Consider the following 25,026-nt stretch of genomic DNA (forward strand, 5'->3'; position numbering starts at 1 on the left):
AATTTTAGATGAAATACTTTTCATTTAAAATAATTTAAAATTCAAAATTTATAATTTAAAATTTCGGAGAGATGTTCAAAAAAATATTAATAGCCAATCGTGGCGAAATTGCAATGCGTATTCTACGTACTTGTAAAGAAATGGGGATCAAAACCGTTGCAGTATACTCTACTGCAGACAAAGACAGTCTTCACGTAAGATTTGCTGATGAAGCAGTTTGTATTGGCCCTGCAATGAGTAAAGACTCATATCTGAAAATCCCAAATATTATTGCTGCAGCAGAGATCACTAATGCAGATGCCATTCACCCTGGTTATGGATTCTTATCTGAAAACGCTAACTTTTCAAGAATCTGTCAGAAAAATGGCATCAAGTTTATTGGAGCTTCACCTGAACAGATTGAAAAAATGGGTGACAAAGCTAATGCTAAAGCAACCATGAAGGCAGCAGGTGTACCATGTGTACCGGGCTCTGACGGTCTTATTGAATCTTACGAACACGCTGTAAAAGTTGCTGAAGAAACAGGATATCCTGTTATGATCAAGGCAACTGCAGGGGGTGGTGGAAAAGGAATGAGAGCTGTTTGGAAAGCTGAAGACCTTAAAGACCACTGGGAATCTGCCATTCAAGAAGCTGTAGCTGCTTTCGGAAACGGAGGTATGTACATGGAAAAATTAATTGAAGAACCTAGACATATAGAAATTCAGGTTGCAGGAGACCAATATGGTAAAGCTTGCCACCTTTCTGAAAGAGACTGTTCTGTACAAAGAAGAAATCAGAAATTAACTGAAGAAACTCCTTCTCCTTTTATGACTGATGAACTTCGTGAAAAAATGGGTGAAGCAGCAGTAAAAGCAGCTGAATTTATTGGCTACGAAGGTGTAGGAACCATTGAATTCTTAGTAGACAAACATAGAAATTTCTATTTCATGGAAATGAATACAAGAATCCAGGTAGAGCACCCTATTACAGAACAGGTAATCGATTATGATCTGATCAGAGAACAAATTCTATTAGCTGCAGGAACTCCTATTTCAGGAATTAATTACTATCCAAAACTACATTCTATCGAATGTAGAATCAACGCTGAAGATCCTTATGCAGACTTCAGACCATCTCCAGGAAAAATCACAGGATTAAATATTCCTGGTGGACACGGAATCAGAGTTGACACTCACGTTTATTCAGGATACTCAATCCCTTCGAACTACGATTCAATGATTGCAAAATTGATTACCACTGCGCAAACGCGTGAAGAAGCAATTGCAAAAATGAGACGTGCATTGGAAGAGTTTTATATTGAAGGTGTAAAAACAACAATTCCTTTCCACAGACAACTGATGGATGATGAAAATTATTTAGCAGGAAACTACACTACTAAGTTTATGGAAGACTTTGTAATGGATAGAAAATATGATAATCATTAAGATTATTTTATATAGAAACAAAAAACTGCCTCATTTTGGGGCAGTTTTTTTGTTTTTAAGCCTATTTTAAATAATAAACCAATTAGCTTATGACTTTTATCACATGCTATTATTTCCCATTTTTTTGATTTAATACTACTTTTGGCGTGATCTAAAAAAATTATGAAAAAACAAATTCTATTATGCATAAGTACATCACTTATGCTATTTATGTCATCATGTTCTAGTGACGAAATTACAGAAACAACGCCTGAAAAAGTAAACGAGAATTCTATATCTCTTGAAGATAATAAAGAATTCGGAGCTTACAATGCTTTAGGATATGGTTATAATGTTACTGGAGAATATGCAAATTCCAACTCTACTGGTTTTAAAGTAATTGATATTGATAAATTTAAAGTTGAACAAAGTGCCAGGCTAGTTGATGAAAATACTTGGACACAAGAATATTCAGAAGAATACGGTGAAGATGCGGTAGCTTTTTCAAAAGTCATTTCAAAAAAAGTAAGTGCAACAGATCAGTTACAGCTTTATGGGAAAACAATATCAAATCCATTCAAATCAGCTACCACAGATAATTATAAATTTTTTGAATCTAAATATATCTATGGAAGCTATAACCTTTTAATTAAGCAGAAAAGATTTCGAATCAATGCTACAACAGATCTTTTAAGCAACTATGTAACTCAAGATTTTTTAAAAGATCTACAAACAAAAACACCAGAACAAATAGTACACAATTATGGTACGCACGTTATGGTGGACATTTATACAGGAGCTAAATTAGATGTCTTTTTCCAGGCACAAACAACAAATCAGGATCGTAGTCGAGCAGCCAGAGCAGGTATAGCAATTGCAGTAAATGGCTTAAATTCCGGAATAGCTAATGACATCGATGTACAAGAGGCTTCTAAAAACTATTCTAAAAAGCTATATTACAAAACAAGAGGAGGTGACAAATCAAAACGATTTGGCAACATTGTAAACATTGATCACGGTATACCAAAAATTAATATCTCAGATTGGCAAAGTACCTCTACAAAAAACAATTCTGTTTTAGTAGATTTTGGTTCCAATGGCTTAGTATTGATATATGATTTAATAAAAGATCCACTAAAAAAATCTCAAATGAAATTATATGTTGATCAGTACCTTAAAACCAATCAAGTACTATTAGCAAATTAATAAAACTGCATATTTACTCGCATAACATCCGCCGATATAAGGCGGATTTTTTTTATTAAAATACTGTTAGGGTATGATAATAAGCTCTAAAATATACTCTATTTGAAATTCAAATCAAAAATAATTATATCACTAATCAATCCAACATTATAATTATTAACTTTGTACAAAACCAAAAGAATATGTCAACAGTAGAAACAGAAAAAAACTCACAATATTTTATTGACCTTGAAGACAAACATGGAGCACACAATTACCACCCCTTACCTGTCGTTTTAGATCGTGGGGAAGGAGTTTTTGTTTGGGATGTAGAAGGCAAAAAGTATTATGACTTTCTTTCAGCCTATTCTGCCGTAAACCAAGGGCATTCTCACCCTAAAATTGTGGAAGCTTTAGTTAATCAGGCTAAAAAATTAGCTTTGACATCAAGAGCATTTTACAATTCTAATTTAGGAGAATACGAAAAGAAAATAACAACCCTTTTTGGTTTTGATAAAGTTTTACCAATGAATTCCGGTGCAGAGGCAGTAGAAACAGCAGTAAAACTGGCCAGAAAATGGAGTTATGAAGTGAAAGGAATTTCAGAAAATGCAGCAAAAATTATTGTTTGCGAAAATAATTTCCACGGAAGAACAACCACAATCGTATCCTTTTCCAATGATCCGGATGCTAATCAAAATTACGGCCCTTTTACACCCGGTTTTATTAAAATTCCTTATAACGATATAGCAGCATTAGAAGAAGTTCTTAGTAGAGAGGCAGAAAATATTGCAGCATTCCTGGTGGAGCCTATCCAAGGTGAAGCTGGAGTATATGTTCCTAATGATGGTTTTCTAAAAGAAGCTTCAGAACTTTGTAAAAAGCACAATGTTCTTTTTATAGCTGATGAAGTACAAACAGGGATTGCAAGAACAGGGAAACTAATCGCATGTCATCATGAAGATGTACAACCTGACATTTTAATTTTAGGAAAAGCTCTTTCCGGTGGGATGTATCCTGTATCTGCTGTTTTAGCAGACGATGAGATTATGAATGTCATTAAGCCAGGACAACACGGTTCAACATTTGGTGGGAATCCAATAGCATGTGCTGTTGCAGTAGCCGCTTTAAATGTTGTAGCTGATGAAAATTTATCTGAAAGAGCTGAACAATTAGGCCAACTTTTCAGAAATGAGATTGAGAAGCTTATCGAAAAATCTGATCTGATTACTAAGGTAAGAGGAAAAGGATTGCTCAATGCTATTTTAATTAATGATACTCCTGAAAGCTCCACAGCCTGGAATCTTTGTTTAAAATTGAAAGAAAATGGATTACTGGCAAAGCCTACTCATGGAAATATAATCAGACTTGCACCACCATTGGTAATTACGGAGGAACAACTTCTCGATTGTGTAGAGATCATTAAGAAAACGATTCTCGAGTTTAAATAATGCCTCTTACCTTAGCTGTTATTACTTACAATGAGGAGTACAACATTGTAAGACTTTTAGATTCTCTTAACGATATTGTTGATGAAATTGTAATCGTTGATAGCTACTCTACGGACTGCACAAAAGAAATCATTTTCCGGGAATATCCTAATGTCAAATTCTTCGAAAAAAAATTTAAAGGGTATGGTGAACAAAAAAACTATGCCCTTACCTTGTGCTCGAATGATTGGGTTTTATTTTTGGACGCTGATGAAGTGCCCAATGAAGAACTCAAAAAATCAATTAAACATATAACCTCTTTACAGAATCCGGAATTTTATGTTTATAAAGCGAAATTTAATAACCACCTAGGGACTCATTTAATAAAGCATGGGGGCTGGGGAACAGTTTCCCGCGAAAGACTGTTTAGGAGAGATTCAGCAAAATATTCGGATGATAAAGTACATGAGTACTTGGTAACTGATAAAAAAGCAGGAAATTTAGAAGGTAGACTCGATCATTACACTTATAAAAGCATACATTGCCATGTTTCAAAGATCAATAAGTACTCTGATATGATGGCCGAAAAGATGTTTGAAAATGGAAAAAGAATTAAGCGTTTTAAGGTCATAGTAAGTCCTATTTTTGAATTTGTAAAAGTTTTTATTTTCAAGCTTGGTTTTCTTGATGGTTATGCAGGATATTATGTAGCCAAAACAATGTCTTATTATACATTTCTAAAGTATATTAAGCTGCGTGAAAAAATTAAATTAACTGAACTTGAAAAAAAATATAATCAAAAAACCGTATGACTTTATATCTTTTTTTATTTCTAATATTTGTTTTCTTATTACTGTATTTTCGTCTTCATCTGTTTCTTTTTCCTAAAAACAGATTGATCATTTTAATGTATCATCAGGTTGAGAAGAAAAGTACGGATAGTCTTACAGTAAGTCTGGATAATCTTGAAAAACAATTTAAATACTTAAAAGACAAAAATTATTCTTCGAAATTCTTTTCAGATATTAATATTCCCACAAAAAAGAGCATTATAATAACCTTTGATGACGGCTATAAAAACAATTTCGATCATCTTCCTCTTTTGCTCGAAAAGTATAATTTAAAAGCTGTTATATTTATCCCTACAAAATTTATTCAGGAGGGATATAACAACCATCCAATGATGACTTTTGATGACATCAGAAAGCTTGACCCGAATTACTTTGAAATTGCACTTCATACTCACATCCATGAAAATCTGAGAACATTATCTCCTGAAGCAATTGAAAAAGATCTCGAAGCCAATATGCAAATTCTCAATCATCATCATATCAACTATAAAAAAGTTCTTGCCTATCCCTATGGGAAGTATCCTAAAAGAAAAAAAGACAGGAAAATATTTTTTATGGTTCTTGAAAAACTGGGAATTGATTTTGCCGTAAGAATTGGAAACAGAGTAAATTACTATCCTTCCAAAAAATATGAGTTATGTAGAATAGATATAAAAGGTGATGATTCCATAGAAAAGTTCAAATTAAAACTTATCTTTGGGAAATTAAAACTGTTTTAGAAGACCTAACTTTCATAGGTTTTAAACATCTAAATGGTTATGATAAATATAAGCGGCTTAATCATAACATATAACGAGGAGAAGAATATAAAGGAAGTCCTTGAGTGTTTTGATTTTTGTGATGAAATTATTATTATTGATTCTTATAGCAACGACAAAACCTTAGAAATTGCTAAAGCTAATCCTAATGTAAAAATCATCCAGAATAAATTTGAAGATTTTACTAAACAACGAAACCTGGCTCTGGATCAAGCTAAAAATGACTGGGTACTCTTTCTGGATGGTGATGAAAGAATTACGCCAGCGCTTAGAACTGAAATCATTAATGAGCTTCATAAGCCTGATAAAAAGGATGCTTATTATTTTTACAGAAAATTCTTTTTTGCAGGAAAACCTATTCATTACTCGGGAACTCAAACCGATAAGAACTTCAGGTTATTTAGGAAGTCAAAAGCAAGATATATTCTGGAAAAAAAGGTACACGAAACATTAGAAGTTTCAGGAACAATAGGAGAACTAAAAAATAAATTACTCCACTTTTCCGTTTCTGATTATGAGTCTTACAGACATAAAATGATTCATTACGGAATTTTAAAGGGAAAGGAGCTATTAAATAAAGGAAAAAGATTTAGTATAATAACACAATATTCTAAAACAGCTTTTAAATTCTTCAAGGCATACATTTTGCGGTTAGGAATATTAGATGGAAAGGAAGGATATCAGCTTTCATATTTACAGGCTTTAAGTACATATGAAACTTATGAATCATTAAAAAAGGAACAAAATTAGTTGAATGAAGATTTGTGTAATTAGTTACGATTTTTGGGGCTACGACAAACATATTGTAGATACATTATGTAAAAAAGGCATTGATGCCCACCATATCAAAATTGGGAACGTTACACATTCAAATTTTAAGGAAAGGGCAACGAATGCAATCAGTAAAGTTTTTTTAAATAAAAATTTAAAAACTGAAAAAAGACAACAGTTTGTCATAGATTCTTTAGTAGAATTAGGTCACCAGGATCAGATATTGGTTTTGAATCCCGACACATTCGACATTTCAACATTAGAAGAAATTAAAACTCACAGTGAAAGACTGATCACCTATCTCTATGATAGTTTGGAAAGACTTCCAGTAGAAAATGAAAAGCTGGCTCTTTTTGATAAGGTTTTCTCATTTGATATTATTGATATCAAAAAACATGGTTTTGAGAAACTTACCAATTATATTTACCTGGACCATCTTTCTTGTGAAAAACAAGATCCCGAGATGGATTTATTTTATATCACCTCGTACGATAATAAAAGAGTTTCATATATTAAATTACTGGCTAAAAAATTAATTTCACTGAACTTAAAGTTCCAGATAATGATTATCGGAAAGAAGAGTTGGAAAAATCAGTTAAAAAATTTATTTATTACCGTTCCTGAAAATCTTTCGATCATATTTGGCATCAAGAAAGTAAGTCATAAAGATCTTCCCAACTATTATAAAAACTCAAAAGCCCTACTCGATCTAACACGTGAGAATCAACATGGCTTAAGTTTCAGGGTTTTCGAGGCAATGGCTTTGGAGAAAAAAATTATTACAGACAATAAGGCTATACAAGATTATGATTTCTATAATCCCAATAACATTCTTGTTCTGGATGAAACATGCAGTAATCTTACTGAAGCCTTCTTTAATCAGCCCTATGAAAATATTCCTGATGAAATTTACTACTACTATACTCTTGACAATTGGGTTGATCGCGTATTTAAATTAGCTTAAAAATTTATTTCAACTATATACAAATGATTACACGTACTGATCAGTCTAAAATCATCATATTCTGTCCTCCTAATAGTGTAACCGGAGGCCCTGAAGCTTTGCATCAACTAGCTGATAAATTGGATCGCCTGAAAGTTAAAAATGTTTTCATGCATTACATCCCTAAAAGAAAAAATGCAAAACCAGTTAATTATTCTATTTATAACACGACTGAAATAAATTCCTTTGAAGATCATCCGGAAAATATTTTAATTATTCCAGAGTCTATGACTTTTTTAATAAAAGAATACCCCCAAAGCCAAAAAGTAATTTGGTGGCTAAGTGTAGATTTTTATAAGATTTTAATGGATTATAGGATAAGAAAACAAAATATTTTTACCAAACTCTTCTATAAACAGAAAGACAAAGAATATCATTTTGAACCATTATCTAATGTTTTTCAATGGGCCCAATCATACAGATCTTCAATTTACATAAAAGATCATGGTATTCCTGAGAACCAGATAGATTATGTCTGCGATTATATTAACCCAAGTTTTTTAGAAAATAAAGGAACAATAGCCAAGGACTTTACGAATAAAAATATTCTTTACAATCCTAGAAAAGGCAAAAAAGAAATTTCTCAATTAATTAAAAGCTCACCAGAGTTAAATTGGATTCCTGTTCAAAACATGAATGCGGGCCAGATAAAAGATTTAATGGCAAAATCTCTTCTGTATGTTGATTTTGGAGAAAATCCAGGCCGTGATAAGATGTTACGAGAATCTGTATCACAAGATTGCTGCATCATTTCTGGAAAAAACGGATCTTCTGCCTACTATGAAGACCTTATGATTCCTGAAGAATATAAATTCAACTTCAGTGAAGATAAAATTCCTGACATTATTTTAAAAATAAAGCGGGTTTTGGAGAATTATTCTGATCACATTTCTGAGTTTATTCCTTATAAAAATATGGTTTTAAATGAAGAAGTTGCATTTGAAGAAAAATTGAAAGAAATATTCAAAAAATGAGCATAAAGAAAATCACTTTAATTTATCCTTTTGCTTATGGTTATATTGATTTTGTTGTGGAGCATCTTCAATCACAAACCTCTGTTATTGTTACAGATATTAAAACTGATACCATTAAATATGTCTATCCAAATATTTTAGTAAAAATCTGGAACGGCATCACAAAGCTTTTTGGCAGTAATATCAAAAAAAAATATTTCAATAAACAGATTTTATCACAGATTAAGGAAGATCAAGATATCATTTTTGTTATTCGTCCAGACTTATTAGAAGACTCTTTATTAAAAGAATTAAAGAAAAAAACAAATAATTTTATAGCATATTATTATGATAGCTGTAAAAAATATCCCAGACAACTTGAAATAATCCATTTTTTCAATGAAGTCTATTCTTATGAAAAGGAAGACATAAAAAAATACAATTTTATCGAAACCTCTAATTTCATATATGACGAAATAATTGAGCCCCAACCAATACAATATGATATTTTCAATGTTTCATCGTATGATTCAAGAATTGATGAAATTGACAAAGTTTCAAAAATATTATTTGATGCAGGATTTTCCATTTATTTTGTATTATTTTGGTATGAAAAATTAGTTTATCCACATTTAAATTCCGTTACAGAATATCTTTCACTTTTCGAAACAAAAAAACTTATTTCTCAATCTAAAGCTATGATAGATATTCAGAGAAATGATCAAAAAGGGCTTTCATTCAGAACTTTTGAAAGTTTAGGATATAAGAAAAAACTAATTACTACAAATGATGAAGTCAAAAATTATGATTTTTACCATCCTAATAATATGTTAGTAATTGACAGTAATAATTTAGATCCAGATGAAATTAGAAATTTTCTTAATCTTAATTATGTAGAAATTGATCCGGATATTATCGAGAAATACACGGTCAAAAGCTTTACTCAAAAAATATTCAAATTATAACACAATGGGTATTAAAAGAAAAATAAAAAACTATATATATTTAAAGAATCATTATCCCTTATCAGAAAAGGTAATTACGCCTGATGAAAATAAGAAAAACATACTGATCGTTGATAGTCAGATTCCAACCTTTGATAAAGATTCTGCTTCTAATAGAATTACAGAGATTGCTAAGTTTTTAGCCAAGCATTATAATGTTTATCTTATGGATTGGAGAAAAGCAATCCCAAAAGTTGAATCAAAAAAATATATTAAAAACCTGAATGATCACAATGTAATCGTTTACACTCCATTTATTGGTAAATATGGGATCATGAAGGGTAAAAAATATTTTATTAATACATTACTTCCTAAGCTCGATTTTGTATGGTGCCATAGACCTGAACTTTTTGAATATTATTTGGATTTTTTCAGGAAAGAAGCTCCTAAAGCAAAAATAATTTATGATATGGTGGACATTCATTATCTCAGGATGGAAAGAGGCCTTGAAATAAAATATGATAAAAATAGAGCCAAAGAATTAGTTCATTATAAACATATTGAAACTGAACTCTGCAAAAAAGCTGATAAAATAGCTGTTATCAGTGATAAAGAAAAAGAATTCATGACCTCTTTTGTAGAGAAATCAAAATTATTTACAGTAAGCAATGTCCATAACTTAAAAGTCAAGCCAGAAGATATGCCTTCTTTTGAAAAGCGTAACAGCATATTCTTTATTGGTACTTTTTTACATGACCCTAATGTGGATGCTGTAGAAATCCTATATCATAAAATCATGCCTTTGGTTTGGAAGACTTTACCTGAATTGAAAATTACCATAATAGGTTCAGAAGCTCCACAATCTATAGTGGATATGAATTCCGAAAAATTTGAAATTGCAGGTTTTGTCGAAAATATCATTCCATATTATGAGAATTGTTTTGCGTCAGTATCACCTTTAAGATTTGGAGCAGGAGTAAAAGGTAAAATAGGACAAGCTCTGGAATATACTTTACCTGTACTAACAACAGAAATTGGTGCAGAAGGAATGTTTTTAGAGGATGGAGTTACAGCATTAATTTCAGGAAACGAGGATTACCAGAAATTTGCTGATAATATTATTGAGGTATGTACTAATAAACAAACCTGGGACACCTTACATAATAATTCTGAAAAAGCTATCTATCCGTTTTCGATTGATGCGCAGAGAGAGGAAATCTTTAAAATGCTGCAATAACTAATAATAAAACATTGTTTAAAATCAATTAAGAATTACTAATTTTTTTATAAATATCAACAAGTCCATCAGCACTCTTTTTCCACGAAAATAGCTTCGACCGTTCAAGTCCTTTTTCAGCATATGCTTTTCTAAGAGATTCATTTTGATATAAATCCAGCATTGTTTGAGATAAGGATAGATCATCATTGGGATCTAGCATAATTCCGACATCACCAACTACTTCCGGTAACGATGACGTATTGGATGTAACCGTGGCTACACCACATTGCATAGCTTCTAATGGAGGTAATCCAAAACCTTCGTAAAAGGACATATAATAAAAGGAATGTGCATTACTATACAAGCTGGCTAGATCTTCATCTGGTACTCTCCCAGTAATTATAATCTTATCTTTTAATTCCTCTGCATTATTGTATTCATCGAAAATTTTATCATAATCCCAACCTTTCGCACCTACCAAAACCAACCCTAAGTCATCGATGCCATTTTCTTTAATAACCTTAATAAAATTTCGGATCACAAAATCTACATTTTTACGGGGCTCTAAAGTACCTACACTTAGGAAGTACTTTTCAGGAAGATTATATTTTTTTTTAATTGAGTTAAATTTCTCCTCGTTTTTACAGACATAAAAAAGTTCATCTGAAGCTGCTAACAAATTAACAAAAACACGATTCGGGTTAAGATAAGGAGCATAATTAAGTAAGTCTTTTTTCGTGTTTTCTGAAACACAAATGGCATATCCGTCTTCTCCAATACTTGCTATAATACGTTCTATCAATGTTGAAGTGAAGTGAAGATCTGGGAATAAAATAGGTATTAGATCATGGATAGTAACAACCTTCTTTAAATTTGTATATTTCTTAATTTCAGCATTGATAGGATAATAAAAGGAGTGGAAAATTCCAGCCTCTTTAAAAACTTTATCAAAATGAGTATTCTTGTAATTATAAACTCCTATTCTATTATAAAAATACCGAAACAACTTTTCTTTTCTTAATGGCAAAAACGATCTTCGACTTCTTTCATTTGCTTTATCAATCCTTACAGAATTTTCAGAAAAAAAATGATCTACTTCTTTGGTTGAAGTCTCAGTATGAAGCCAGCTTAAGTGGGCATAAAACGTTTCTATAGCATTATTACGACTCAATACTCGGAAAAGCTCCAAGGTGACGCGAAATATCCCGGTCCGGTTATCCTTGTAAAAGTCCGCAATAACATCGGCATCTAAAATTACTTTTATACTCATAAAACATTATACTAAAGTATCGTAAAAAGAATTTTGTTGTTCTTGACGTCTTATTTCTTTAATATGAAGCAGGCACATCGAGTAATCAGAAGCAGGTAACCCAGCGATCTTTTTATAATTGCAAAGTTTTTCGTGTACTTTATTTTCCCACTTAATCCCTTGATTGAGTTTAAAGATTCGATGTTGATAGTCTGGAAAATTGATATATCCCTTGTCATTTACTTGCCAGTTCCAACGCTCAATATGTTCGTCTGTAATTCCATTTACAATGTTTATTCTCGGAACCATAAAAACATCTTTTTTCCTTTTCTTAAATAAATAAGATTTTAGATTTTCTATAAGAGATAGTTCCGGAACCTCATCCGCATCAATTTGAAATAAATAATCCTTTGTCGCCACTCTGATTAAATTATTTTTGAATGTTGCAAAATCCCCATCGAGACGAGCTTCAATTCTAATGATTTTATCTCCATATGCATCCAGAATATCAGTAACCTCCTGATTTTTTTGTGTTATATCCTGTAATACAATTATTTCATCATTTTTATTTACAATAGGAAGTAAAACATTTAAAAGTCGAGCAATTTCTGCAACTTCATTATTCACTGTTATTCCGTAGGAAATTCCGAGAAAATAATTTAGAAATTTTTTAATAGCCTTCATATAGTTAATTATTGATTATGGGGTAGTTACCAGAAAAATGAACAAAATAGTTCTCAGTTATTAATTTGCGGGCAAAGATCTTATATTTTTTAGTGGGAAAAAAATGAGTTCCCTTCTTCTTGTAATAATATTTCCTGATGAACTTTGGAATTCTTTTTTCGTCCTCTTCAATTTCATTTCCTTCAGAAGTTCCTTTTAAATGATAAAGAATCTGTGTATTGAACTCAAGTGGTAATGCTTCAAACCATCCGCTAATTTGAGAAAAATAGGCAAAAGGTGTTTCTTCAAAACTATTTAATGATCCTTGATTATGATCAGAAAAATAATATTCTTTGAAAACATTTGCGACCTTTTTTGGTCGAAAAATAAATACTCCCCCATTTATACTTCCTTTTAATAGAGGATTAGCTTCAAAATGACGGTCCTTAAAATACATTTCACTGGTTTCTTCCAAAATTCGTGGAATATGGCCCCACGTTTTATTGAATTCTTCTGTACCTCTTGGATCCAGTATTGCTCCGAAATATTTATCTTCTGGAAGGTATTCAAATATTGATGGTGCTTTTTCTGAAATTATAATATCTAGGTCAAGAAATAAAACAACATCATATTGCATTGTTTCTGCAGGAATGAGTAACTTTTGGGATAGCAATGGGCGATAAAAAGTTTTGTCCAGAGGTTTATCCAAAATAACTATATCAGCATCACATTTTTTCGAATACGTTTCAAATTGATGTTTTAGTTTTTGATATATTTTTTGATATTTATCTCCAACTATAAAAAGGCAAATTGCTTTTTTCATTTATAACTTTCAATGTTTTTGGATTACAAAAATACATTTAAAAAATATAAGCTACATGGCTACTGTACATTTTACATAGAAAAAGCTTTTAAGTATGGACACAGATTTAAGTATCTTCATTTCACATTATCAAATGTTGCCACCATACATATTTTTATAACACACCCTATATTTTCTTTCTTTTTAAAGCCACTATTCTACTTCTTATTATTTACAAAACCATAAATTATTGTAAAATATTAAACCAACAATCGTCCCCATTAAATATAACTTACAATTTATTTCATTTAGATAATTATTTAAATAAAAAAAAGACCATCCATTACTTTTATCACAAACTGGTGATATGTAAATTATTCTATTATCTTTGTGCCTTTAAAATTAAATTAAGTATATGAAAAAGAAATTACTGAAACTGAGCACTCTTGCTTTTACATTTTCTTTATTTTTAAGTGTCTCCTCATGTAGAGATGCTTCGGAAAATATGGATTCGGTAACAACATCGGAGGTAAATGGAAATTTAACAAACAAAATTCAATCATTCAGAAATGTCGAAGAGAAAAAGGTATTAGTAGAATTTAAAAACTTCACCAATAGCCAAGCATCTCAAAATATTGAGAAAAATGCAATTTTTTTTCATCAACAAAAATTAAAGTCTATTTATAAAGAAAGACAAGAATTTCATTTTACGAGTATACAAAACCTTGCTGATGAGATTAACTCATTAGTATTGATTGACAAAGAAAAATCTGAAAAATTATTTACAACATATTCAAAATTTCTAAGAAAATCAATATATACAGTTGAGCCAACTGTTAATTATGAAGATGCTATTACCTTAGATATAAGTAAACTCACAAAAACCGATGATCCTACAGGAAAATACATTGGAGTTGTGTCTGTAAAAGAAGGCATACTTCTTACTAATGGAACATATTCTATTACATGGCACGTTGGACTTGAAAAACATAAAGATGATTTAGGAACTACTTTTTATCGTAATTTCACACAGCTTGGATCTAATGTACAAATCAATGGACAATGGACAACATACCCAAGTTCTATGAGACCAAGCTTAGATTCAAGGGCTGATTTCTTTGGAGCATCAATTTATCATCATGAAACATTAGGGTTCTTATCCGATTATGGAAGCGTAATACGAAATACAGGTCAAAAAACTGATTATGGATGGGCTCCAAAAAGTGCACGAATAGGAGGTACATTTACAACCACAGTAAATGGTGCTGAATATAGTCTCGAAGGAGCAAGTAATTTTACCTGGTAAATTAAAAAGAGCAAATCATTTTTGATTTGCTCTTTTTAATTATAAAACAAGATAAAGTATAGTTATTATAAATAAACCAGCATTGTTAGCTTCTAAAAAATATAATTTTAAGTAAATTTGCATAAAATTAAAATTGATAATGGAGAAAGTAAGAGTACGTTTTGCTCCAAGTCCCACAGGACCTTTGCATTTAGGAGGTGTAAGAACCGCATTATATGATTATCTATTCGCTAAAAACCGGGGTGGAGAATTTGTATTGAGAATTGAAGATACAGATACTGCCAGATATGTAGAAGGAGCTGAAGAATATATTGAAGAAGCTTTAGAATGGTGCGGGATCATTCCTGATGAAAGTCCTAAAAAAGGAGGAAAATATGCTCCTTACAGACAATCTGAAAGAAGAGACATTTATGATAGATATACAGAACAAATTCTAAAAACGGATTATGCTTATTTGGCTTTTGATACTCCTGAAGAATTGGATGCTGTGAGAGCAGAATATGAAGTGAAAGGAGATGTTTTTTCTTATGATAACAAAACAAGAAATCGTTTAAAAAATAGTCTTTCTCTTTCTGAGGCTGATGTCGAAACTCTACTACTTAACAAAACACCTTATGTAGTAAGATTCAAAATGCCGGTTGACAGAACATTAAACCTTGAAGATATTATTCGAGGTAAATCTTCTGTAAACACGAACACCTTGGATGATAAAGTTTTGGTTAAAAATGATGGAATGCCAACTTATCATTTTGCCAATGTCATTGACGACCATGAGATGAAAATAACACATGTCATCCGTGGAGAAGAATGGTTACCATCTTTAGGTTTACATACTTTATTATATGAAGCAATGCAATGGGAAGCTCCACAGTTTGCACATCTTTCACTTATTTTAAAGCCTGAAGGAAAAGGAAAACTTAGCAAAAGAGATGGAGACAAATTTGGATTTCCTGTATTTCCATTGGATTTCAAAGATCCTGAAACAGGGAATATTTCTAAAGGATACAGAGAAAATGGATATCTTCCTGATGCATTTATTAACATGGTAGCTTTGCTAGGTTGGTCCCCTGCCAATGATAAGGAAATTCTTCCTGTAGAGGAAATGATTAAAGAATTTGACCTTCATAAAGTTCACAAAGCAGGAGCTAGGTTTAGTAAAGAAAAAGCAGAATGGTTTAACCATCAATATATCCAATTAAAATCTGATCAGGAACTTCTAATAATCCTAAGAAATAGCAATCTGGAACTATCTCATATTTCTGACGAAAAATTAATCAGAATAATACATCTTATGAAGGAAAGAGCAACTTTCCCAAAAGATATCTATGAAAATGGGAAGTTTTTCTTTGAAGCTCCAATTTCATATGATGAAAAAGCAGCTAAAAAAGCATGGAATGAAGAAACATCAACCATTCTTAATGAATTGGCTATTACTTTAGAAAAAAATGAATCATTTAATGCTGAAGTATTGAAGCAGACTGTTCATGATTTTGCTGAAAATAAAGGTCTTGGAATGGGTAAAGTGATGATGCCACTTCGTCTGGCTTTAGTAGGAGAATTGAAAGGACCAGACGTTCCGGATATTTTGGAACTCCTTGGAAAAGAAGAAAGTATAGCAAGAATAAACAATGCTATTAATAATTTTAAATAGAGTTTCATAATTTTTCATAAATTTGAACGATATAATTTACTTCAAGAATGGAATATTTAAGTTTCGAACTTCCTATAAAAGAATTAATGGACCAATACCAAACATGTTCTTTAGTAGGTGAAGAAAGTGGTGTTGATGTAAAATTAGCATGTAGCCAGATTGAGGACAAGATCATAGAAAAGAAAAAAGAAATCTATGGAAATCTTACCCCTTGGCAAAGAGTACAACTATCTCGTCATCCTGATCGTCCCTATGCCTTAGATCATATTAATGGTATCGCAGATAAAGGTAGTTTCCTAGAACTTCATGGAGACAGAAACTTTGCTGATGATCCTGCACTGATTGGAGGACTAGCTACGTTGGATGGTCATAAAGTAATGATCATAGGAACCCAAAAAGGGAGAACAACAAAGGAAAGACAGTACAGAAGATTTGGAATGCCAAATCCTGAAGGATATAGAAAAGCCTTGAGACTAATGAAGTTAGCTGAAAAATTTCATATCCCTGTTGTTACTTTAGTTGACACACCAGGAGCATATCCGGGCTTAGAAGCTGAAGAACGAGGACAAGGTGAAGCTATTGCCAGAAATATTTTTGAAATGGTTCAACTTAAAACTCCTATTTTCACTTATATTATTGGTGAAGGAGCAAGTGGGGGAGCATTAGGAATTGGTGTAGGAAACAAGGTATATATGCTGGAAAACACATGGTATACAGTAATCGCACCAGAAAGCTGTTCATCAATATTATGGAGAAACTGGGATCACAAAGAAGATGCAGCTAATGCATTAAACCTGACTCCACAAGATGCTTTGAGAGAAAAATTCATTGATGGAATTATTGAAGAGCCTCTTGGAGGAGCACACTATGATCCTGAAACAGCATACTTAAATTTGAAAAGCTCTATTTTACAAAACATTAAAGCATTTTCTAAATTTACCGGACAAGAATTAGAAACCCAGCGACAAGAAAAATTCATCGCAATGGGACAATTTAAAGGATAAAAGAAAAAGGTTAAGAGTGTACTCTTAACCTTTTTTAATTTTAATCTATAAATCCAAACGCTACTCAGATACGTTCAATTCTAATTCAATATCCTTGTTTATCCTTTTTAATGATGAGTATTTTGCATCACAAACCATTGTTGTCAAAACATATTCCCCTTTATCAATGAGAATAAAATTTTGTCCTTTTGCAGGAACGCTAAGATTATAGTATTTCTTTCCACTAATTTTTACAATCAGATTACAGCTGGATCTGTTTTTAATATTAATGTATGCCTCTTTTAGATTATCGTCATTACTAAAAATATGAGTCAACATTGCAGCTGTTCTTTTACTTTCTTCACTTGGCTCAGATTTTTTGCTACTCGTATTATTAGTATTACTTACACTTGCATAATTCACCTTTTTCTCAATAGTGGCAGGTGTGGAATTTACAGCTATTGTTTTAGCACTATTTAATTCATTGTTTTTAACAATCTTTTCAATCTTCTCTTTACTAATAGGTTTAATAGTAGGTTTTGCTTCCGGAGAATTATCTGCCATGATAATTTCAATCAGCTTTCTTTTAAAATAATCTGTTTTTGCATGGTTAGGATTTTGTTTTAAAAAGCCAGCAATAACCCGTGCCTCCTTTGTGCTTTCAGCATCTTGTTCAGTATAGATGATAAGCGTTTCTTTTTCTACCACAGCTTTAGATTTGGCCTTTTTCTTTTTTTGAGAAAAGCCAAGGGTAAAAATGCATAAAAATATAAGGAGAAATATTTTTTTCATTAACTAAATGTTTAAAAATTATTAACTAAGAAAATAACGTGAAAAGTCATTTTTTAGTTTGTCATTAAAATCATTATCTTTGCAGTGCTCAAAAATAAACTAAAAAATCAAAACTAATTCTTAATAAAAAAAATAATAGATATTATGTCTTATACACCAGCTGCTGCAGACGTAGCAAAATTGAGAAACCAAACAGGTGCAGGTATGATGGACTGCAAAAAAGCTTTAGTTGAAGCTGAAGGAGACTTCGAAAAAGCAGTAGATATCCTTAGAAAAAAAGGACAAAAAGTTGCTGCTAACAGAGCTGACAGAGAATCTACTGAAGGAGCTGTTATCGCTAGAGTAAATGAAGATAACACTCTAGGTGTTGTTATCTCTTTAAATTGTGAAACTGATTTCGTTGCTAAAAACGAAGCTTTCATTGAGCTTGCTTATGAATTAGCTGAAATGGCTATTTTTGCAGCGACTAAAGAGGAGCTTTTAGCTACTGATTTCCACGGAATCACTGTTGCTGAAAAACTTATCGAGCAAACAGGAGTTATCGGTGAAAAAATTGAAATTGGTTCTTTTGAAAGAATTCAAGGACCTTTCTTAGGAGCTTATATCCACGCTGGAAACAAAATTGCTGCAATTACTTCTCTTTCTGCTAAAGCAGATGGAGCTAGCGAAGTTGCAAAAGCTGTTTCTATGCAAGTTGCTGCTATGAATCCTATTGCTCTTGATGAAACTATGGTTTCTCAAGAAACTATCGATAAAGAATTAGAAATCGAAAGAGAACTTCTTACAAAAGAAGGGAAGCCTGAAAATATTATCGATAACATTCTTAAAGGAAAAATGCAGAAATTCTATAAGGAGAACACATTGGTACACCAAGCTTTTATCAAAGATAATAGCCAATCTGTTGCTGACTATGTGAAATCTGTAAATGGAGATTTAAAAGTTACAGGATTTGTAAGAGTAAGCTTAGGTTAATATTATATTTCGAAAATAACATAGATCCCGATGAAAATTTCATCGGGATTTTTATTTATAAATGACTTCTTTCAAAAAACCTATGGATAAAATAATATAGTAAGCTTGAAAAATCAATTACATAAAATTCAAATCAAAATCATAAGCTTTACATTTTAACCGTATTTAGTAAAGAATAAAGAATATTTTTTTGATTTTACTTGTGATTTATTAATAATATATCAAATATTATTTTAAATTTGTAGAAATCCTAACTCCCAAGTTTATGAAAAAATTTCTACTCAGTCTAGTATTGGTTTTTTTTACAATTAATACCCTTTTTGCACAACGAGATACAGAACATTGGATAGCCCCTTTTTATGCTAATTCCAATGTTGGCACATACAACAACGCTTTGTATCTTTCTACAGATTCACTCACCCCCTTTGATGTAAAAATTTATAATAACAATACTTTACTTACAACCATCACAATTAGCAAAGGTGATCCAAAAGTTTATACTATAACTGATAATAGCCTAATCTCTGCGAGCGATCCTGTTGACGGCTTCAAAGTCATTAATAAAGGATTCTATCTTAAGGCTGATAAACCCTTTTATTGTAGTTTAAGAATGGCACAGAGTGCTCACGGAGAAATTATTACGAGCAAAGGAAAAGCAGGTATTGGTAAAGAATTTTTTGTAGCAACCAGTCCCAATACTTCAACCAACACTCTTTATAACTTTACTGCAGGAGTTCTTGCTACAGAGGATAATACAACTGTCACTGTATCGTGGAGCGGAACGGGTGTAACATTTTTTGGAGGAGTAGCTGGAGGAAACTCTCATACTTTCACATTAAATAAGGGACAATCTTTTATATTTGCAGGCGACGGAGGTCAAAGTGCAAATTTAACCGGATTTATTGGAGCTAAAGTGGTAGCAGACAAACCTATTACTCTCACCAACGGAAGCTGTAATGGTAACTTTGGGTTGGGGTTCTCAGGAGGTTCAGATGCCGTTATGGATCAATCTGTACCAGTAGAAAGACTTGGTAGTACATTTGCCATGGTTAAAACCAAATCAACTGCTCCAAGTGAAAACATGGAAGGTGGGATCATCATTGCAGTTGAAGATAATACTGACATATTTTTAAATGGCTCGACCACAGCGGCAGCATCAATAAACGCAGGACAATGGTATAGAATTAACGAAACAGCCTATGCTACACAAACTGGAGCAGGAACACATTCCAACATGTTTATTTCCACATCTAAAAAGGTGTACCTCTATCAATTTGTTGCCGTAGGAGGCAGTAATGCAACCTGTGGATTTAATTACATACCTCCTCTCAACTGTTTCTTACCCAGAAAAATTGATGAAATTGGAAAAATTAACGAGATGCCTACCATCTCAACAGGTAGTATTAGTCTTAAATTAAATATTTTAACTGAAACCGGAGCCACAGTTTTAGTAAATAACACCCCTCCAACAGCAGCCCAAGGGCCTTACCCTCTAACAGGAAATACCCAATGGCAAACCTATGCTATCGAAGGAATTTCAGGAAATGTGTCAATTACTTCTACTAAAGCAGTAACCGCCGGAATTAATGGTGGTTATAGTACAGCAGGATATGGTGGATACTTTGCTGGTTTCTCATCTATTCCTGTAATTTCTAAAAAAATAGGGGAATGTATTCCAGGTATTATACTGGAAGTTGATGATGGCTATGAAACTTATCAATGGTATCTAAACGGTGTAGCTATTCCTGGCGCCACCACGAATACTTACACACCTTTACAAGCAGGAAATTACACTGTGACAGTTGGAATGGGAACATGTACTCCTGTGACTACTCCTATATATAAAGTTTTCAATTGTATTAAGAACACAACAACTAATATTAATGCTTGTGCTACCAAAATAATTACTCCAACTTTTTCAAGCTCAACGCAAACTCCTGTTCCAAGTACAGTTTCAATCTTAACAGCCCCTACTCATGGAACAGCAGTCTTAAATCCTTCAACCGGAATAATTACTTATACACCTACATCCGGATTTTTAGGCTCTGATATGATTGTTTATACTTTCTGTGGAAATGCACCAGAATTTATAGATTGCGAAACAGTAACTGTAAATCTGACAGTAGTTCCTTTTATAGTAAAAGATGCAACATTAGAAGCATGTCAATATGAGGATAAAGCTTATTTTGATTTAACAACAGCAAATGTTATTGATTTTAACCTCGTAATTAAAAAATTCTATCCTACTTTAGCGGATCTCAATGCAAACACCAATGAAATTACAACACCTACAAATTATGGTTCAGCAGGAGGCGTGGTATATGTTAAAATAACAAGCAATGAAGGTTGTGTAGGAATTGCAAAAATCACATTAATTGCAAAACCAATTAAGAAATCACCAACCTTAGTTGATAAATATATCTGTATAGATTCAAGAACAAATTTGGATGCTGGTCCAGGCTACCAGTCTTACCAATGGAGTACCGGAGCAACAACACAGGCTATCGAGGGAGTCTCTGTTGGTGAATACCATGTTATTCTTGGAAAGGATGGATGTTTTGTAACGCAAACCGTAAGAGTATTTAAAACTCAGGATCCTGTTATTACTCAAATCGAAATTTCAAATACTACAGCAACTGTTATTGTGAACGGAGGAACTCCTCCATATAAATACGCAGTAGATGGAACAGCTAATTGGCAAGACTCCAATGTATTCACGAACCTTTCAAGGGGACAACATACATTCTATGTAAAAGATGCCAACAATTGTACTCCAATTTCAGTTGAAATTACTGTACCTAATCTCATTAACGCCATTACTCCAAATGGTGATAACATCAACGATTACATTGATTATAGCGAACTGGGATACAAAGAGAATTTAACATTTGTTATCTATGACAGATATGGGAACAAAGTATTTACTGGTGATAAATTCAATAACTACAGATGGGATGGTAGGCATTTTGATAAAAAAATCGTAACCGGAACTTATTGGTATCATATTAACTGGAACGAACCAAACAAAGAAAAAACTCCCATAAAATACACGGGATGGATTTTAGTAAAAAATAGAAATTAACATTAAATAATTATTAAATAATTAAGCCACGATTCTCCAATCGTGGTTTTTTGCTATTATAATATATTATTTTTAAAACATATTGAATAATCTACTATTTTTGTATAAATTATAATTCCCAATACCATGAAAAAAAATCTTTTTAGTTTCATACTGGTTTTTTTTATAATTAATACATTACTTGCACAGCGAGATACGGAGCATTGGATAGCTCCATACTATGACTCCATTGGTGGATACACAAATGCCTTATATCTCTCTACAGATTCTATTACTCCATTTGACGTAAAAATCTATAATAATAACACCTTAATAGCTACTATCACAATCAGTAAAGGGAATCCTCAAATCTACACCCTTAACAACACCCATATATCGGCAAATTCTCCATCAAGTGCTTTCAAAATCATAAATAAAGGATTGTATCTTAAAGGCGATAAACCTTATTATTGCAGCCTAAGAATGGCACAGAGTGCTCATGGAGAAATCATCACAAGTAAAGGAAAAGCAGGTATTGGTAAAGAGTTTTTCGTAGCATCAAGTCCAAACACGTCAACAAGCTCTCTTTATAACTTTACCGCAGGAATTCTAGCGACAGAAGACAATACCACTGTAACCGTATCATGGAATACTATTGGCCTAACATTTATTGGAGGAGCTCCTACAGGAAATTCTCACACTTTTATTTTAAATAAAGGCCAGTCCTTTTTATTTGCTGGCTCTGGAAGCAGCCATCCAAACCTTACAGGATTTATTGGAGCCAGAGTGATTGCAAATAAACCTATTTCTCTCACTAATGGAAGTTGTAATGGAAATTTTGGAGCTCAAAATATAGTAGGTTCTGACCCTATCCTCGATCAATCCGTTCCTATAGAAAGGCTTGGTAATGCATTTGCCATGGTTAAAACCCGGTCTACTGCCCCTATCGAAAATATGGAAGGTGGAATTATTATAGCAACTGAGAACAATACTGAAATATTTATAAACGGCTCTACAACAGCATCTGCTACTATAAATGCAGGACAATGGTATAGAGTTAATGAAACAAATTATATTATGCAAAATGGAGGAGGAGTACATTCAAATATGTTTATTTCAACCTCAAAAAATGTTTACCTCTACCAGCTTGTAGCGGTTGGGCCTACTACTGCCACGGGAGGGTTCAACTATATCCCTCCTTTGAATTGCTTTTTACCCAGAAAAATTGATGAAATTGGAAATATTAACCAAATGCCAGGCATTACAAACTCTATTACACTTAAATTAAATATTTTAACAGAGACTGGGGCAACCGTTTTAGTAAATGGGATAGCTCCTACAGCAGCCCAAGGGCCTTACCCACTAACAGGAAATACCCAATGGCAAACCTATGCTATCGAAGGAATTTCAGGAAATGTTTCAATTACTTCTACTAAAGCAGTAACCGCAGGAATTAATGGTGGATATAGTACAGCAGGATATGGAGGATACTTTGCCGGTTTCTCATCAGTCCCTGTAATCACAAAAAAAGCTGGTGAATGCGTACCTGGAATTATACTTGAAGTTGATGATGGCTATGAAACTTATCAATGGTATTTAAACAATATAGCTATTCCAGGCGCAACGAATAGCACATATACCCCTACACAATCGGGAAACTACACTGTGAAAGTGGGAATGGGAACGTGCATACCCGTGACGACTCCTATATATAAAGTTTTCAACTGTATTAAGAATACAACAACTAATATTAATGCTTGTGCTACCAAAATAATTACTCCAACTTTTTCAAGCTCAACGCAAACACCTGTTCCAAGTACAGTTTCAATCTTAACAGCCCCTACTCATGGAACAGCAGTCTTAAATCCTTCAACCGGAATAATTACTTATACACCTACATCTGGCTTTTTAGGCTCTGATATGATTGTATATACTTTCTGTGGAAATGCACCGGAATTTATAGATTGCGAAACAGTAACTGTAAATCTGACAGTAGTTCCTTTCATTGTAAAAGATGCAACATTAGAAGCATGTCAATATGAGGATAAAGCTTATTTTGATTTAACAACAGCTAATGTCATTGACCTCACACCTGTCACTAAAAGATTTTATCCAACTCTCGCGGACTTAAATGCAAATACCAATGAAATTACAACACCTACAAATTATGCTTCTACAGGAGGGGTTGTATATGTTAAAATAACAAGCAATGAAGGATGTACAGGAATTGCAAAAATTACATTAATTGCAAAACCAATAAAAAAATCTCCAACCTTAGTTGATAAATATATTTGTATAGATTCAAGAACAAATTTGGATGCAGGTCCTGGCTACCAGTCATATCAATGGAGTACCGGAGCAACAACACAAGCTATTGAGGGAGTTTCTGTTGGTGAATACCATGTTATTCTTGGAAAAGATGGATGCTTTGTAACACAAACTGTAAGGGTATTTAAAACTCCAGATCCTGTTATTACTAAGGTGGAAATTTCAAACAGCACAGCAACTGTTATTGTGAACGGAGGAACTTCTCCATATAAATACACAGTAGATGGAACATCTAATTGGCAAGACTCCAATGTATTCACGAACCTTTCAAGGGGACAGCATACATTCTATGTAAAAGATATTAACAATTGTACCCCTGTTTCAGTCGAAGTTACAGTTCCTAATCTGATTAATGCCATTACTCCAAATGATGACGGGCATAATGATTATATAGACTATAGCGCATTGGCCTATAAAGAAAATCTTATTTTCGTAATCTATGATAGGTATGGTAACAAAATCTTCACTGGTGAAAAATTCAACAATTACAAATGGGATGGTAAACATCTTGGCAAGAAAATAGGCACTGGAACTTATTGGTATCATCTTAACTGGAACGAACCCAACAAAGAAAAAACTCAAATTACTTTCACAGGATGGATTTTAGTGAAAAATAGAAACTAAACACTAATTACATTATTTACAAACCATGATCTAATAATCATGGTTTATTTTATTGGATTATGCATTTTTTTAAAA

At 32.5% G+C, this 25,026-nt stretch carries 20 protein-coding genes; 16 read left to right on the forward strand and 4 right to left on the reverse strand.

All coding sequences use genetic code 11. The features are described from left to right. The first annotated feature begins 71 nt into the window (after positions 1–71). The 10 genes from accC (at position 72) to JHL15_RS20765 (ending at position 10,538) form a co-directional block, all read left to right on the forward strand. A complete protein-coding gene (gene accC / locus JHL15_RS20720) occupies positions 72–1,427 on the forward strand; it encodes an acetyl-CoA carboxylase biotin carboxylase subunit (RefSeq protein ID WP_200248976.1) in 1,356 nt (451 codons plus the stop codon). Between the two features lie 162 nt (positions 1,428–1,589). After that, entirely contained in the window at positions 1,590–2,612 is a 1,023-nt protein-coding gene (locus JHL15_RS20725; protein WP_200248978.1) for an MAC/perforin domain-containing protein, read from the forward strand. A gap of 182 nt (positions 2,613–2,794) precedes the next feature. Continuing rightward, positions 2,795–4,042 (forward strand): ornithine--oxo-acid transaminase, encoded by a 1,248-nt coding sequence (gene rocD, locus JHL15_RS20730; protein ID WP_200248980.1) that lies wholly within the window; start codon positions 2,795–2,797, stop codon positions 4,040–4,042. Then, positions 4,042–4,833, forward strand: a complete 792-nt coding sequence (locus tag JHL15_RS20735; protein ID WP_200248981.1) for a glycosyltransferase family 2 protein — start codon at positions 4,042–4,044, stop codon at positions 4,831–4,833. Before rocD ends, JHL15_RS20735 begins: the two co-directional genes overlap by 1 nt. Further along, the gene (locus JHL15_RS20740) at positions 4,830–5,591 is read left to right on the forward strand and encodes a polysaccharide deacetylase family protein (RefSeq protein ID WP_200248982.1); all 762 of its coding nucleotides are present in this window, start codon (positions 4,830–4,832) and stop codon (positions 5,589–5,591) included. Before JHL15_RS20735 ends, JHL15_RS20740 begins: the two co-directional genes overlap by 4 nt. A 39-nt stretch (positions 5,592–5,630) precedes the next feature. Continuing rightward, entirely contained in the window at positions 5,631–6,380 is a 750-nt protein-coding gene (locus JHL15_RS20745) for a glycosyltransferase family 2 protein (RefSeq protein WP_234047819.1), read from the forward strand. A gap of 4 nt (positions 6,381–6,384) precedes the next feature. Next, positions 6,385–7,365 carry a glycosyltransferase family protein gene (locus tag JHL15_RS20750; protein WP_200248984.1) on the forward strand — a complete coding sequence of 327 codons (981 nt, stop codon included), beginning with the start codon at positions 6,385–6,387 and terminating at the stop codon, positions 7,363–7,365. Positions 7,366–7,388: 23 nt separating this feature from the next. Then, entirely contained in the window at positions 7,389–8,378 is a 990-nt protein-coding gene (locus JHL15_RS20755) for a hypothetical protein (protein WP_200248985.1), read from the forward strand. Continuing rightward, positions 8,375–9,322 carry a hypothetical protein gene (locus JHL15_RS20760; RefSeq protein ID WP_200248986.1) on the forward strand — a complete coding sequence of 316 codons (948 nt, stop codon included), beginning with the start codon at positions 8,375–8,377 and terminating at the stop codon, positions 9,320–9,322. The genes JHL15_RS20755 and JHL15_RS20760 overlap by 4 nt, the downstream gene beginning before the upstream one ends. Before the next feature lie 4 nt (positions 9,323–9,326). Then, positions 9,327–10,538: a glycosyltransferase gene (locus JHL15_RS20765; RefSeq protein WP_200248987.1), complete on the forward strand. Its 1,212-nt coding sequence runs from the start codon at positions 9,327–9,329 to the stop codon at positions 10,536–10,538. 28 nt (positions 10,539–10,566) lie between these two features. Here JHL15_RS20765 and JHL15_RS20770 read toward each other — a convergent pair whose 3' ends face one another. The 3 genes from JHL15_RS20770 to JHL15_RS20780 are packed head-to-tail and all read right to left on the reverse strand — an operon-like array spanning position 10,567 to position 13,255. Further along, complete coding sequence (locus JHL15_RS20770) at positions 10,567–11,790, reverse strand: glycosyltransferase family 4 protein (RefSeq protein WP_200248990.1); 1,224 nt, start codon at positions 11,788–11,790, stop codon at positions 10,567–10,569. 6 nt (positions 11,791–11,796) lie between these two features. Then, a complete protein-coding gene (locus tag JHL15_RS20775) occupies positions 11,797–12,453 on the reverse strand; it encodes a glycosyltransferase (protein ID WP_200248992.1) in 657 nt (218 codons plus the stop codon). Between the two features lie 4 nt (positions 12,454–12,457). Beyond that, the gene (locus JHL15_RS20780; protein ID WP_200248994.1) at positions 12,458–13,255 is read right to left on the reverse strand and encodes a glycosyltransferase; all 798 of its coding nucleotides are present in this window, start codon (positions 13,253–13,255) and stop codon (positions 12,458–12,460) included. 394 nt (positions 13,256–13,649) lie between these two features. Here JHL15_RS20780 and JHL15_RS20785 point away from each other — a divergent pair, with 394 nt between their 5' ends. From JHL15_RS20785 to JHL15_RS20795, 3 genes are all read left to right on the forward strand, one after another. Beyond that, positions 13,650–14,540, forward strand: a complete 891-nt coding sequence (locus JHL15_RS20785; protein ID WP_200248995.1) for a hypothetical protein — start codon at positions 13,650–13,652, stop codon at positions 14,538–14,540. 139 nt (positions 14,541–14,679) lie between these two features. Further along, the gene (gene gltX / locus JHL15_RS20790) at positions 14,680–16,191 is read left to right on the forward strand and encodes a glutamate--tRNA ligase (RefSeq protein ID WP_200248996.1); all 1,512 of its coding nucleotides are present in this window, start codon (positions 14,680–14,682) and stop codon (positions 16,189–16,191) included. 47 nt (positions 16,192–16,238) lie between these two features. After that, positions 16,239–17,195, forward strand: coding sequence for an acetyl-CoA carboxylase carboxyltransferase subunit alpha (locus tag JHL15_RS20795; RefSeq protein WP_200248997.1), 957 nt, complete (start codon positions 16,239–16,241; stop codon positions 17,193–17,195). Positions 17,196–17,255: 60 nt separating this feature from the next. Here the strand turns inward: JHL15_RS20795 and JHL15_RS20800 are convergent, their stop codons facing one another. Continuing rightward, the gene (locus tag JHL15_RS20800) at positions 17,256–17,966 is read right to left on the reverse strand and encodes a DUF6759 domain-containing protein (protein ID WP_200248998.1); all 711 of its coding nucleotides are present in this window, start codon (positions 17,964–17,966) and stop codon (positions 17,256–17,258) included. A gap of 144 nt (positions 17,967–18,110) precedes the next feature. Between JHL15_RS20800 and tsf the strand changes: the two genes are divergently transcribed. The 3 genes from tsf (at position 18,111) to JHL15_RS20815 (ending at position 24,951) form a co-directional block, all read left to right on the forward strand. Continuing rightward, positions 18,111–18,938, forward strand: coding sequence for a translation elongation factor Ts (tsf, locus tag JHL15_RS20805; protein ID WP_200248999.1), 828 nt, complete (start codon positions 18,111–18,113; stop codon positions 18,936–18,938). A 265-nt stretch (positions 18,939–19,203) separates the two neighbouring features. Then, positions 19,204–22,020 (forward strand): T9SS type B sorting domain-containing protein, encoded by a 2,817-nt coding sequence (locus tag JHL15_RS20810; RefSeq protein WP_200249001.1) that lies wholly within the window; start codon positions 19,204–19,206, stop codon positions 22,018–22,020. Between the two features lie 126 nt (positions 22,021–22,146). Further along, entirely contained in the window at positions 22,147–24,951 is a 2,805-nt protein-coding gene (locus JHL15_RS20815; RefSeq protein WP_200249003.1) for a T9SS type B sorting domain-containing protein, read from the forward strand. Positions 24,952–25,026: the final 75 nt, after the last annotated feature.

Source organism: Chryseobacterium paridis (assembly GCF_016595215.1).
In the GTDB taxonomy this organism is placed as follows: domain Bacteria; phylum Bacteroidota; class Bacteroidia; order Flavobacteriales; family Weeksellaceae; genus Chryseobacterium; species Chryseobacterium paridis.